Origin of the sequence: Bacillus sp. AP50 (assembly GCF_040492675.1) — a bacterium.
GTDB lineage: Bacteria > Bacillota > Bacilli > Bacillales > Bacillaceae_G > Bacillus_A > Bacillus_A cereus.
On record NZ_JBEUTW010000352.1, the window covers coordinates 1 to 13761 of the forward strand.

Here is a 13761-nt window from a genome sequence, read left to right on the forward strand (position 1 = left end):
GTGTTACATCTTTAATAGGGATGTTACTTCCATATTTCAAATTTTTAGATGAGGCGATAGAAAAGAAATCAGCATAATTCAAAAAATTAAAACTTTACAATTGAAAATAATTATCATAATCAATTATAATAGAAGAATACTAGTATTCGTATAACAAAGAGGGAGTGGAATATATGTTTATCGAAACGAAAACATTTACAGTAAAAGAAGGTACATCAAATATAGTTGTAGAACGTTTCACTGGAGAAGGTATTATTGAAAAATTTGAAGGCTTCATCGATTTAAGTGTTCTCGTGAAAAAAGTAAGACGCGGCGACGAAGAAGTTGTCGTAATGATTCGCTGGGAATCGGAAGAAGCATGGAAAAACTGGGAAACAAGTGAAGAACACTTAGCTGGACATAGAGCGGGCCGTGGTAAACCAAAACCAGATCATATTATTAATGTGGATCATGCGGTTTATTATGTGAAATCATCGAAATCGGCTTATCAACAGTTGTAATATACAAGCAGAGGATACATGTTGTAGAAGCAAACATGTATCCTCTTTTTTATTACTGGGGGGATGGGAATGATAGGAAATCTTTCATTCATTTAAAAAACGTTCTAGGCTATAGAAAAAAATATTAGACTTATAAAGCATAGTCTTAGACGGAACGCTTGAATATTTTCCCTTACATATTTAAGTGTTATGAAAAAAATGAATCCATATACCCTCAGTTTAAAAGGAGATGAGTACATGAAGCTGAATCATTTAAATTTATGTGTTGATGATTTATCGGAAGCGAGACATTTCTTTGAAACATTTTTTGATTTTCAATTTTTGGAGCAAAAAGGGAAAGCACTTGTAGTCATGAGTGATGAGAGTGGTTTTATACTTGTACTAAGTGATCCAAAAGCATTTAAAGGGAATAAGGAAGTTACGTATCCGGAAGCTTTTCATATTGGTTTTTTAGTGGATACATCAAGTGAAGTGGATCAAGCGTATAATCGTTTAGTAGCCGGCGGCATTGAAATAGACAAGGAACCTTATTTGATGCGAGGTAGTAGTTATGGTTTTTATTTTACAGTATTTAATGGCTTATTAATTGAAGTGTCTTGTCTTGATTATAGAGAAGGTAAGAAAGTTTCAAAGCTTAATAGTAATCATCTAGAGTAATCATTTGAAGGTGTATAGAATTTAAGTATGTATCATATTAGAAGACGGATTAAGAAAGTTTCACTGTAAAGTAAAAAAGACAGACTAATAAATAGTCTGTCTTTTCACATTAATTCTTCACATCATCATAAAGTTCAAGTGCCTCTTTCACATTCAATCCATTTTTTACAATGCCATGTATTGCTTGAATCATCGCAGCTGGGTGCTCGGATTGCCATATGTTTCGGCCCATGTCTACTCCAATTGCGCCTTCTTGCAACGCATTGTACGTAATGTTTAATGCGTCTTCAATTGAATCTAGTTTTGGTCCACCAGCAATGACAACTGGGGCAGGGCATGTGCTCGTTATTTTTTCGAATCCTTCACAGTAATACGTTTTAATAATATCAGCACCCATTTCAACACATACGCGGGAAGCAAGTGCTAGAAAGCGAGCTTCACGTTTTTGTAATTCTTTTGCGACTGCGGTAATGCCGAGTACTGGCAGGCCGTAATCATGAGCTTCAGAAACTACATTTGCGAGATTTGTAACAGTTTGTGTTTCATAGTCTGATCCAATGAAAACAGAAACGCCGACGCCAATTGCGTTTTGTTTTACTGCTTCTTTCACAGGTGTAACAATTGTTTCATTCGCTAAATCTTTACCGACGACAGTAGCGCCGCCAGATACACGCATAACCATCGGTGTGCTGCAGTTTTCAGGAATACAGGAGCTAAGTACACCACGCGTTAAAAAGAGAGAATCCGTGTAAGGAAGTAAGTTTTTAACAGTTTCAAGTGGCTGTTCAAGCCCGTGAATTGGTCCTAAAAAGTAGCCGTGATCTATCGCTAACATTACCGCTCTGCCATCAGGTAAAATTGTATTTAATCGATTTTTAAATCCCCAAGTCATTCCAAATCACTCCTTCGTTAATGTTGGATTTTCCGTTTGTACCGTATCTTTATTTGGTAAATGTGGTGACTTTATAAAAACAGCTTTAAAAGGTTTGTCAGAATGGTTAATCAGATAGTGAGATTCATGAGGGCGAACTTGCAGGACATCACCTTGTTTAATTGGAACTCTTTCGTTATTTACATAGAAGTCTATTTCACCTTCTAATGCATAAAAGACCTCTTCGCACGTCGTATGATAATGGTTTTGAAACTCCTGGCCCGGTTGAATGACAACAAGGCCAAGATCAATATTTGGACCTTGTATTAAATATTTCGGTCCGTTATCACCGAAGCGATAGGAGAAGTCATTTTCATTCGCTTTTAACATACAGTTCACTCCTTTATGTAATGTGTTACAGTGCACCAGGCGCAATCCACATATGTGAGGTGAGCCCTTTATCAGCTAAAGCGAGCTGACTGTCATATACAGTTTTCCATGTTTCATAGAACTCTTTATATAGTTCGTGATTTTCAGTAACTGGTTCGAATGTTTGCTCCCACTGTACAAACTCTTCGGCAGTTTCTTCCATAGATGAATATATGCCAGCACCAACTCCAGCAGCAATCGCAGTTCCTAAAGCAGCTGCTTCTTTCACGACAGGTACTTTTACAGGAATACCGAGTACGTCTGATAGAATTTGTGGCCATAGTTTTCCTTTAGCGGCACCGCCAGCAAAAATAACTTCAGAAGGGAATGTGCCAGTTAGATTTTTTATTAATTTTAAGTTTCCAAGTGTAATGAAGGCTGCATTTTCTTCAATAGCACGAAACAGTTCTTTTTTTCCGCATTTGTCAGCGTCTAAACTTAAATTTAAAAAAGAAGGTGCGGCATGACGCCAAGAAATGTAGTTCATAACGTTTGAAAAAGTAGGGATAATACCATATGAACCGACAGGTACGTCTTTCGCTTGTTCTTCTAGTAATTCATAAGCATCTACACCGAGTTTGTCAGCAAGTTTCTTTTCTTCTTGGCAAAAAGCGTCTCGAAACCAGCGCATAACGAGACCTGGGAAAAAGGCGATTGTTTCATATTGCCATAGGTTCGGAACGACGTGACAATTTACTCGAATCGCAGCATGTGGATCTGTTATTGGCTCAGTAACATTCACTTCTTGTTGCCAAAAGCTACCCCCGCATATTAACGTTTGATTCGGTTTCACGATTCCTGTTCCGAGCGATGCCATTTGAGCATCTCCCCCCCCGGCGACGACAGGAATCCCTTCACGTAATCCAGTTAATGCTGCACACTCTTTTGTAACGTTGCCAATTACTGTACCAGCTTCATTTACTGTTGGTGAAAATGGCAAAGATAGACCGCACTCCTTAGCGACATCGTTATCCCACACTCTATTTTGTAAGTCAAAAATACCTGACGTGCATCCGTTTGAGGGATCAATTTGCAGTACGCCGCTTAGTTTATATAAAATCCAATCGTTTAACATTGTAAAAGAGTGAATATTATTATAGACGTCGGGTTCATGTTTTTTTATCCAGAGTAGGCGAGGTAAAGCACCTAATGAAAAAGTTTGACCAGACTTTGTATATAAATCTTTTTCAAGATGTGACCGAATTTCTTTTAGTTCACTAACTTCGACGGATGCACGGCCATCAACATTTGCACATGCCCATATTTCTTGCCCATGTTTATCATATAAAACAAAACCTTCTCGCATACTTGTAGCGCTAATAGCTTGAATAGAAGAGGGAAGTATATTACTACTTTTTTGCAGAACTTCTTTCGTACACTGTTGTACAAGTTGCCAGTTTTCTTTTACATCAAAATTCATAGAACCGGGGTAACGAGGATCAGTTTTATGAACCCATTCTTTTTGGCTTACTGCAATTTGATTGCCATGTAAATCAAAAAGAACAGCTCGAATGCTTCCTGTACCAGCATCGAAAGCTAATAAATGGGACATTAACAATCACCATCCTTTCGTAATAAGGAGAGGGCAGTTTCCTCATCGGTAATTAATGTATGAATAAACTTTCCTTTTAAGGCACCATAAATTGCATCTATCTTTTCTATACCTCCAGCAACACCGACGACATGATTCATATTGCGTAAAATAGAGAGAGGCGTGCCAATTAGACGATTGTGATGCGAGAGCTCTAATAAATCGCCATTTGTATTATAAAATTGTCCTAAAATATCGCCAGCACCGTTTTGACTACGAATATATGTCATCTCACGTAGTGTTAATTTTTCTTCTTTTACAATCGTAGCGTCTTGAGATAATCCCCCAATACCGACAACAGCCGTATGAGCAAGTGAAGCGACATGAAGCATATCTTTCACGCTTGGTTCTGATAAAATACTTCGTGCCATTTCAGTAGAAGATGCTAGAAAAGGAGTAGGAATAATATGAAGATCACCTTGCATGTAGTGTAAATAGTTTTGTTTTCTTGGGAGATAGTGGTTTACTCCGCCTGTTAGCGTTACGAATGAAAGATTAATAGAACTTTCAAAATGAATGTTTTCTAGCATTTTACTTATCGTTTCACCCCAGCCGATGCCGAGTAAATCACCTTGTTGGAGATGAGTTTCTAAATATTGTGCAGCGGCTTTTCCGAGAGAAGTAGCATAATTGTTTATTGGAGTAGGGATAATGAAAGCATCTTTTAAGTGGAACTTTTTCATTAAGTCACGTTCAATGCTCAAGCAATGCAAACCGGTTCCTTTTACGTGAAATGTAACGATACCTTCACTGCGTGCCTTATCTAATAACCGGACGACTTTATTTCTTGAAATATGAAGAAGTGAAGCAATCTCTTGTTGTGTTAATTGATCTTTATAATAGTACCAGGCTACTTTAGTTAATAAATTTTCTTCAAAGTTCAGCTGTGACATACTCTTCATCCCTTTCAACAATTGACCAATGCTTAAACATATGTGTCACATATTTTGTTTATTCCAGTTGAAACGATTAATAGTACATTGAAAAAAGTGTTCTAGATATGAAAAAAGGAATATACAATGCTACAAAACAAGTAGAACAAATAATCATTTTCTCAAAAAATGTTCTGGGTAAAGGCAGGTGACATCATGTGGAGAATGTGCCCTTATTACAAGTGAAGAAAATGAGTAAGGCGTTTTCGAATCAACTTGTGCTAAAGGAAGTGAACTTACAAGTAGAGCATGGTGATATATACGCTTTAGTTGGTGGAAATGGCGCCGGGAAATCGACATTAATGAAAATATTAACGGGGTTATATTCGTATGATAGTGGAGAAATGTATGTGAAAGGAAAGAGACAGCAGTTTGCAAATCCAAAAGAAGCACACCAAGAAGGGATTTATTTAATACCACAAGAACCGCTCATTTTTCCGCATATGACCATTGAAGAAAATATATGTATTGGATTAAAGGGGAATAGAAAGAAGCTTAAAGTAAAAGTTCAGCAATTAATTGACAGTTTAAGTTGGGATATTGATCTTAATGAACAGGGAGAATCGTTATCTATTGCGCAACAACAGTTAGTAGAAATCGTTAGAGGATTAATAAGAGAAGCTGAGATTCTTATTCTAGATGAGCCAACATCGACATTAACAACACACGAAATTAAGAGTCTTTTTGTGTTGATGAAAAGTTTACAAGAAAAAGGAATTGGGATGATTTATATTACGCATCGTTTTCCAGAAATCTTTGAAATTGCCAACAAAGTAGCAATACTACGTGATGGAATGGTTGTAAGCCAAGGTGATGTATGTGACTATACATATGACATGCTGATGGAGGGACTATTGCCAAAAGGATATAAACAGAAAGAGAAAATAGAAGTAGTTCAAGAGACAGCAAAGACGAAAAAAATATTAGAAGTGGTTGATATAAATGGTCACGCATTCGAAAATATATCATTCACTGTACATGCGGGTGAGGTTGTAGGTGTTGCTGGCATTATAGGATCTGGCAGAACGGAATTAGCAGAAGCGATATTTGGATTGAAAACTATAAAATCAGGGTCTATCTTATTGGGGGGAAAATCAATTGATACGTGTTCTTTGCATAAAAGGCTAGACGAAGGACTAGTTTATGTGCCAGAGGATAGGGCGAGGAATGGAATTTTCTCAATTGCTTCTGTTAAAGAAAATATTGCAGCAGCAAGTTTATATCAAAATAATCGCTTTTTTATAAATCAAGAAAAAGAAAGCGCTTTAGTTAATTCGTTTATAGAACAGTTCCGAATTGTTGTACAGAATATGAATAAAGAATTGGCATCTTTATCAGGAGGTAATCAGCAGAAGGTCGTGCTTGCGAAGTATCTTGCATGTAATCCTAAAATTATTATTCTTGATGAGCCGACTCGCGGAATTGATGCGAAAGCAAGGCTTGAAGTGTATGAGACGATAAAAAAAATGAAAAGGGAAGGACTCGCAATTTTATTAATCTCTTCAGATGTTGAAGAAATTATCCAATTAGTAAACCGTGTATATGTAATGAGAAATGGGCGATTTGTTTCTCATATGGAAAAAGAACAACTGAGTGTGAATGAAGTTACACGCCTTGCATACGGAGGTGTAACGGAATGAAACGTATGTATAAAATGCACGAAACGTCTATCATAATGTTACTACTAATTTATATAGCTATTGTAGGGATGATAAACCCTAGTTTTATTCAATTTACCTCGTTATCTTTACTGATGAAATCAAGCGTTATTTTAGTCGTGCTAGCAATCGGTCAATCGTTCGTCTTATTTACGAAAAATATAGATGTATCAGTTGGTTCAAGCATGGGATTAAGTGCAGCAGTTTGCGGAATGATGTTAACGAATGGGTATAGTGCATTCTTGTCGATATTTGTAGCTATTATACTTGGGGCCATTATCGGTTTCGTAAATGGTATTGGAGTTGCGAAGTTTCGGGTACCAGCCATTATTATGACATTAGGCATGTTAGGAATTGTTAGAGGTGCAATGTTAATTTTCACAGGCGGGAAGTGGATTGAAGATATTCCAAACGATTTTAAGCAGCTGTCATCTATCATCATTCTTGGTTTACCTATAACTGTATGGTTCGTTCTTATTATTTTACTACTACTATACTTCTTTTTAAGAAAAGTGCCATTGGGAAGATACTTTTATGCGGTAGGTGATAATGAAGATGGCGCGAGGCTTATTGGTATACCTGTTAATAAAGTGAAGATATATGCGTTTATGATTTCAGGCATAAGCGCTGCGCTCGCTGGTTGCATATTTGTTATGAATATCGGGTTCGTTCCAAATCAAACTGGTACAGGAATGGAACTACAGGTGATTGCAGCTGCTGTGCTAGGAGGAATTCATCTAAAAGGAGGAACAGGTTCTATATTTGGAGCTGCACTAGGAGCATTGTTTTTAGAAGTGATAAGCAGTTCACTTATCTTTTTAAAAATACCAGCATTTTGGAATAATGCTATTTCAGGTTTTTTACTATTACTTATTATCATATTAGATAGCGTCATGAAGAAGTGGAAAGCAGAAAGGAGAATGAATCTATGAAGTATTTTTACAGATGGGAAGGTGTGTTAATCATATTACTTCTTATAGAATTCATTCTCTTTAGTTTTATAAACAGCAATTTCTTAAATATTAGTAATCTCCTTTTTAGTACAAATGATTTTCTATTCATAGCAATCGCGGCAATTCCAATGACTTTCGTTATTGTAACAGGAGGAATTGACGTATCTGTAGGATCAATTATGGGGCTAACCTCGATTTTAATTGGTGTGTTTTGGATGAATGGAATTCATATTTTACTAGCAGTAATAATGGCACTTATAGTCAGTTGCTTAGCAGGAGCTTTAAATGGGCTTATTATAAAATTGACAGATGTAGAACCACTAGTCGTTACACTCGGAACGATGTTTTTATACGGAGGAATTGCACTCGTCATTTCAGGAGGGGCAGGTGCTTCTGGATATGAAGGGATAAGCGGCTTACCTGATACTTATGTACAACTAGCAAATGGTAGTTTTATAGGAATACCCAATTTATTATGGCTACTTATTTTATTAACAATTGTATGCACGATTTTGTTTCACCGAACGATATATGGGCGCCACGTAAAATTAACAGGCGCGAATGAAAATGCAGCAAAATACACCGGGATTAAGACGAAGAAAGTAGTAATCATTGCTTACATACTTTCTGGGTTAGGAGGTGGATTAGGAGGAGCTTTCTTAACTGCATATTTCGGTTCTGCACGTGCTGATATAGGAAGCGAAACAATATTACCAATTATTACAGCAGTTGTATTAGGCGGGACACTTATTACAGGTGGAAAAGGAAGTATTTTCGGTACTGTACTGGCGAGTATTTTCATTGGGCTCATGCAGTATGGCTTGCAAATGACGGGTTTAACAAATGAACAATCCAATGTAGTAATAGGTATTATCCTTATTCTTTCAGTTATTATGAGACATTTCAAATTACATCAATTTTTAGCGGGGAAAAGACAGAGTTTGCATAAGGGGGAAATGTCATGAAGAGAAAACTAGGGATTGTATTGATTGTATGTATTTGTTTAATCGGTTTAATTGCGTGTTCTAGCCAAACGGCAGATAAGAAAAAGGCTGATGATGTGAAATTTGCATTTATTCCGAAATTAACAGGAGTTGGTTTCTTCACATCGGGAGGTGAAGGAGCAAAGGAGATGGGAGAGAAGCTAGGCGTACAAGTGAAATATGATGGGCCGTCTGAAGCGAGTGTATCAGGGCAAGTAAAGTATATAAATAATTTTATTAACCAAAACTATGATGCACTTATGGTTTCCTCTACATCAGTTGATGGTTTATCGCAATCACTACAACGTGCTAAGAAAAAAGGAATGACCGTCTTAACATGGGATTCTGATGTGAATCCGAAAGATCGTTCTTTTTATATAAGCCAAGGAACACCAGACCAACTTGCTAACTTATTAATAGAAATGACTTCTAAGCAAATTGGAGATAAAGGAAAAGTAGCATTCTTTTATTCTAGCCCGACAGTAACGGATCAAAACCAATGGGTAACGAAAGCGAAAGAAATTATTAAAAAGAAATATCCGAACTGGGAAATTGTAACGACGCAGTACGGTGAAAATAATGCACAAAAATCTTTATCCGTAGGGGAGAACATATTAAAAACGTATCCAGATATTAACGCAGTTATTTGTCCAGATGCAACAGCACTCCCAGCAATGGCGCAGGCAGCTGAAAACTTAAAAATGGATAAAAAAGTAGTGGTAACTGGATTTTCTACACCGAACGTTATGCGTGATTATGTAAAACGAGGAACAGTACAACAATTTGGTTTATGGGATGTAAAACAACAAGGTGCTCTCGCAACGTATGTAGCAAATGAAATTGTTGTAAAAGGGAAGAAGTTAAAAGTAGGGGATAGCTTCGAAGTAAAAGGAATTGGAAAAGTGAAAGTAGAGCCAAACTCCATTCAAGGATATGATTATGAGGCAGAAGGGAACGGAATTATCGTATTACCAGAACGAGTTATATTTACGAAAGATAATATTGATAAGTATAATTTTTAGTAGACAAAAAAACGTCCGAATATATCGGACGTTTTTTTATTTCTGCATTAATTATGAACAGTTTCTTTTTCGTTTAATCCAAGTGTACGACCAGTAGAAGTGTGAAGGTCTTGGAACAATCTTGGATTTTCAGTTAGTGAAATGCCATATGAAGGAATCATTTCTTTTATTTTTTCTTCCCATTCTACCATGCGGCTTGGGAAACATTTTTCTAATACTTCGAGCATGACGTGAACAGCAGTAGAAGCACCTGGTGATGCGCCTAGTAATGCGGCGATTGAGCCGTCAGCTGCACTTACTACTTCTGTACCAAATTGAAGTGTTCCTTTACCGCCAGCATCAGTATCTTTAATTACTTGTACACGTTGTCCAGCAACTACAATATCCCAATCTTCACTTTTCGCGTTCGGAATGAATTCGCGTAATTCTTCCATACGTTTTTCATGTGATAACATAACTTGCTGAATTAAGTATTTTGTAAGTCCCATTTCTTTTACACCAGCGGCTAACATCGTTAAGACATTATTCGGTTTTACAGAACCGATTAAGTCAAGATTTGAGCCAGTTTTTAAGAATTTAGGTGAGAAGCCTGCGAATGGTCCAAACAGTAAAGCTTTTTTATTGTCTATATATCTCGTATCTAGATGAGGTACAGACATTGGCGGAGCGCCAACTTTAGCTTTACCGTACACTTTCGCATGATGCTGCTCTACAACTTTTTGGTTTTTACATACCATAAATAGTCCACTTACTGGGAAGCCACCGATATGCTTTGATTCAGGGATACCAGTCTTTTGAAGTAGAGGTAGGCTACCGCCACCGCCGCCAATAAAGACGAATTTAGCAGTATGATGCTCAATTTTACCACTATTCATATCGTGTACTTTTACTTCCCACAAACCATTTTTCGTGCGCTTAATATTTTCGACACTATGCTTGTAGTTTAGCTCGACATTTTTTGTTTTTAAGTAATCAAACAACATACGTGTTAATGCACCGAAGTTAACATCTGTTCCAGAGTCAATCTTCGTTGCCGCCATCGGTTCATTAGATGTGCGACCTTCCATAATGAGTGGAAGCCATTTTTTTAATGTTTCAGGAGCATCAGAAAATTCCATTCCTTGAAACAGTGGATTTTTTGAAAGCGCTTCAAAACGGTTTTTTAGAAACTCAACATTTTTTTCCCCTTGTACTAAACTCATATGAGGTAGTGGCATAATAAAATCTTGTGGATTACGAATTAATTTGCTCTTTACAAGATATGCCCAAAATTGTCTTGAAAGCTGGAATTGCTCATTCACTTTTACAGCCTTACTAATATCTATAGATCCGTCAGCTTTTTCGGAAGTATAGTTCAGTTCGCATAGCGCAGAATGCCCTGTACCTGCATTATTCCATTCGTTAGAGCTTTCTTCCCCGGCACTTGCGAGTTTTTCAAAAACTTTAATTTCCCATTCTGGTGCTAATTCTTTTAGTAATGAGCCTAACGTTGCACTCATAATTCCTGCACCAATTAAGATAACGTCTGTTTTTTGCTGCATGTTGCTCATGATAATCTCTCCATCCCCTATATTGGCAAAAAAGTGTAGGTGTTTTCTATGTCTAAGCCGTAAAAGAGAAACACCGCCTAGGCCCCACCTAGGTGTATACCTTTTTTGTCTCAATTATATAACCATCTCATACTCTATTATAATAATTAATAGACTAAAATATCTAGTGTTATCTGATAATTTTAAACTATTTAACGTTTTATTCGCTAAAAATCTTATTTAACAAGCTCTTTTAAGGTGGTAAATAGAAAAAAATTACAGTTTGAAATTATCTCGAAAAAGCTTACGTATCCTTAAGTGACTAAATCGAGTACCTTTTTATAGGATTATTCTTTCTGTAATGGTAAGATTATTCCGAAAAATAAAAAGGAGGGACTCTAATGTGTACAAAAGAACAAATTTCAAACTTATTTCGAAACTTTTCAATAAAGGAATGTAAAGGGTCAAGTGATTTATATGAATATTTATCAATGAAAATTGCTGAAGATGAGGAAGTACTTACACTATCGTCCTATGCTCAGGTAGGTCAACCAGTCCCAAACTTACTATTAGGTGCAGTACATTATTTATTGCTAGCAGGGAAAGAACATCATTTAAAAACGTATTATAGTAGTTTAGTTGAAAATGCTGATACAAATTTAGATAAAGCTTTTAATCATTTTAAAGATTTCTGTAAAGAGTACCGAGAAGAAATCATTACTTTGTTACAAACGAAACTCGTTCAAACAAATGAAGTAAGACGGTGCGCATACTTATACCCAAGTTTCTGCTACATATTTAACAAAGTGAAGAAGCCGTTAGCGTTAATTGAAATTGGGACAAGTTCTGGGTTGCAACTGTTCTGGGACCAATATCGTTATTCGTACGGGACGGATGAAATGTACGGAAATATAAATTCAAATGTGCATGTAACTTCTGAAATAAGAGGGGAGAATGTACCGCATTTTCTAAAAGAAAGCCCATCTGTCGTAGAAAGAATCGGACTGGACTTACATGTGAATGATTTACATAATGAGGAAGATTATTTATGGTTACGTGCTTTAATTTGGCCAGAACATAAAGAAAGGCTTGAGATGTTTGATCAAGCTGCATCTTTAGTGAAAAATGAATCTGTCCAATTAATAGAAGGAGACGGTGTAGAGCTATTATCATCTATTATTGAACAAATAAGTGAAGAAGCTGTTATTTGTATTTTCCATACACACGTCGCAAATCAAATACCAGAACAAGTTAAACATAAATTAGAAAAACAAATACAAGAAATCGGCGCAAAACGTGATGTATTCCACCTGTATAACAACATGTGGGATCGTGACCTTCATATTGATTATTATATTAACGGAAACGAATATCGTGAAACGGTTGGAGAAACAGAAGGACACGGGAGATGGTTTAGCTGGAAGATTGGAAATGAGACGCTTATTTAGATTAATAGGGGCGCCCTCACTTGTAAAAGAAGGGACCATAGGCTCAAGCATTGACTAAATGGTTAAGGAATAAATGTATTAGTAACATACAAAAAATGCTTCGGAGAAATCCTAAGCATTTTTTGAATTACATTTAAACCCCATAATGGATCATGTACTTCTGTTCTGCTGCAGCTTGTACAATTTTTGAAGCTAACTCATTCAGCTCATCAGATTTTCTGAAGAACTTTGAAGATGTAACTGTTTCATAGAAAATTGCTAAAGATTCAGGAGGGATAATTGTAATACCACAATAAGCTAAACCGTATTCCTGATTTTTGACTGTATGAAAGTAAGTTTTCATAATTGATAAATTTTGATTTAAACTACTGATAATATCATCATTAACAGAAATACAATGATATTTCTCTGGTGTATAATCATTGTAACTTTTTTGAGAATTAAATTCGTCAATTATTCCAAAATCATGGACACATGCCATCATTATTATCCTTTCAAATTTAATAAAATGATTTCTATTAAAGTAAAATGTCTATTCGTTTAAGTGTAATAGAAATAGTTATGTAGTTCATAAAATATTTTCGGTTTTTCTTCGTGAAAACAGTTTATTTATCGATAAACTCATCAGGAGTCCAAGTGGCGATTTCATTCCCAGGTGCAGCGACTACAAGCCATTGCTCACATAGGACACCAGCTTGCCAACATTCATAATAATCATGAAAACCATTTAAAAAAATAATTTGTCCACTATCTAATGTAATAATTAAATGAGGGATTTCTAAGCCAAGTTGTATATCGGTAACTTTTTGTCTTCTTATCTTAAATATTCTTTCATATTCTTCTTTCTCAGAATAAACTTCAAATTCATCTTCATTTAATGGGTAGCTTTTTTGAGGTTTATTAAATAAACACCATTTGGATTCGATATTGATATATAATTGTCCGTCATAATCAACTGAGTCGTGAAAGTTTGTGAAATGAATCTTTATAGCGCCTGGAGAAATACCAAATTGTAATCCATCAACTTGTGATCCGATAAAGAGATTTTTCAACACTTTTTCAGCGTAAATTTTATCCTCTGTATTCATTCTTGAATTCCTCCTTTTCATAAAAATATACCTTATATTTTTATTGTAATAAATAAATTTTCATGTAAAATGAACCTTTTGTGAAAAACGAGCGAATATA

Annotated in this window: 14 protein-coding genes; 7 read left to right on the top strand and 7 right to left on the bottom strand. The window is 36.0% G+C overall.

Going from position 1 to position 13761, the window contains the following annotated elements:
- Positions 1-173: 173 nt before the first annotated feature.
- Positions 174-500, top strand: coding sequence for a heme-degrading monooxygenase HmoA (gene hmoA, locus ABWK52_RS22100; RefSeq protein WP_000469497.1), 327 nt, complete (start codon positions 174-176; stop codon positions 498-500).
- A gap of 237 nt (positions 501-737) precedes the next feature.
- Positions 738-1157: a VOC family protein gene (locus tag ABWK52_RS22105; protein WP_000773085.1), complete on the top strand. Its 420-nt coding sequence runs from the start codon at positions 738-740 to the stop codon at positions 1155-1157.
- Positions 1158-1266: 109 nt separating this feature from the next.
- On the opposite strand, the gene lsrF is transcribed toward ABWK52_RS22105, so the two are convergent.
- From lsrF to ABWK52_RS22125, 4 genes are read right to left on the bottom strand one after another with little or no spacing between them, the layout of a single operon-like run.
- Entirely contained in the window at positions 1267-2049 is a 783-nt protein-coding gene (gene lsrF / locus ABWK52_RS22110; protein ID WP_000219770.1) for a 3-hydroxy-5-phosphonooxypentane-2,4-dione thiolase, read from the bottom strand.
- A gap of 6 nt (positions 2050-2055) precedes the next feature.
- Positions 2056-2418: a cupin domain-containing protein gene (locus ABWK52_RS22115; protein WP_000909986.1), complete on the bottom strand. Its 363-nt coding sequence runs from the start codon at positions 2416-2418 to the stop codon at positions 2056-2058.
- 25 nt (positions 2419-2443) lie between these two features.
- Positions 2444-4009: an autoinducer-2 kinase gene (gene lsrK, locus ABWK52_RS22120; RefSeq protein WP_141537394.1), complete on the bottom strand. Its 1566-nt coding sequence runs from the start codon at positions 4007-4009 to the stop codon at positions 2444-2446.
- On the bottom strand, positions 4009-4941 hold the full coding sequence (locus tag ABWK52_RS22125) for a sugar-binding transcriptional regulator (RefSeq protein ID WP_098330615.1): 933 nt from the start codon (positions 4939-4941) through the stop codon (positions 4009-4011). The genes lsrK and ABWK52_RS22125 overlap by 1 nt, the downstream gene beginning before the upstream one ends.
- 197 nt (positions 4942-5138) lie before the next feature.
- Between ABWK52_RS22125 and ABWK52_RS22130 the strand changes: the two genes are divergently transcribed.
- Genes ABWK52_RS22130 through lsrB form a run of 4 tightly spaced genes read left to right on the top strand, consistent with a single transcriptional unit; the run spans position 5139 to position 9596 of the window.
- A complete protein-coding gene (locus ABWK52_RS22130) occupies positions 5139-6620 on the top strand; it encodes a sugar ABC transporter ATP-binding protein (RefSeq protein ID WP_000432630.1) in 1482 nt (493 codons plus the stop codon).
- A complete protein-coding gene (locus ABWK52_RS22135; protein WP_025117862.1) occupies positions 6617-7570 on the top strand; it encodes an ABC transporter permease subunit in 954 nt (317 codons plus the stop codon). The genes ABWK52_RS22130 and ABWK52_RS22135 overlap by 4 nt, the downstream gene beginning before the upstream one ends.
- Positions 7567-8556: an ABC transporter permease gene (locus ABWK52_RS22140; RefSeq protein WP_000873530.1), complete on the top strand. Its 990-nt coding sequence runs from the start codon at positions 7567-7569 to the stop codon at positions 8554-8556. The genes ABWK52_RS22135 and ABWK52_RS22140 overlap by 4 nt, the downstream gene beginning before the upstream one ends.
- Positions 8553-9596 (top strand): autoinducer 2 ABC transporter substrate-binding protein LsrB, encoded by a 1044-nt coding sequence (gene lsrB / locus ABWK52_RS22145; RefSeq protein WP_025117863.1) that lies wholly within the window; start codon positions 8553-8555, stop codon positions 9594-9596. The genes ABWK52_RS22140 and lsrB overlap by 4 nt, the downstream gene beginning before the upstream one ends.
- Before the next feature lie 47 nt (positions 9597-9643).
- Here lsrB and ABWK52_RS22150 read toward each other — a convergent pair whose 3' ends face one another.
- Entirely contained in the window at positions 9644-11146 is a 1503-nt protein-coding gene (locus tag ABWK52_RS22150; RefSeq protein ID WP_000069138.1) for a malate:quinone oxidoreductase, read from the bottom strand.
- 380 nt (positions 11147-11526) lie between these two features.
- Here ABWK52_RS22150 and ABWK52_RS22155 point away from each other — a divergent pair, with 380 nt between their 5' ends.
- The gene (locus tag ABWK52_RS22155) at positions 11527-12573 is read left to right on the top strand and encodes a DUF2332 domain-containing protein (protein ID WP_016118113.1); all 1047 of its coding nucleotides are present in this window, start codon (positions 11527-11529) and stop codon (positions 12571-12573) included.
- A 133-nt stretch (positions 12574-12706) separates the two neighbouring features.
- Here the strand turns inward: ABWK52_RS22155 and ABWK52_RS22160 are convergent, their stop codons facing one another.
- Together ABWK52_RS22160 and ABWK52_RS22165 are read right to left on the bottom strand one after the other, a co-directional pair.
- Positions 12707-13057: a hypothetical protein gene (locus tag ABWK52_RS22160; RefSeq protein WP_002152719.1), complete on the bottom strand. Its 351-nt coding sequence runs from the start codon at positions 13055-13057 to the stop codon at positions 12707-12709.
- Between the two features lie 121 nt (positions 13058-13178).
- On the bottom strand, positions 13179-13661 hold the full coding sequence (locus tag ABWK52_RS22165) for a hypothetical protein (protein ID WP_001090918.1): 483 nt from the start codon (positions 13659-13661) through the stop codon (positions 13179-13181).
- Between the last annotated feature and the right edge of the window lie 100 nt (positions 13662-13761).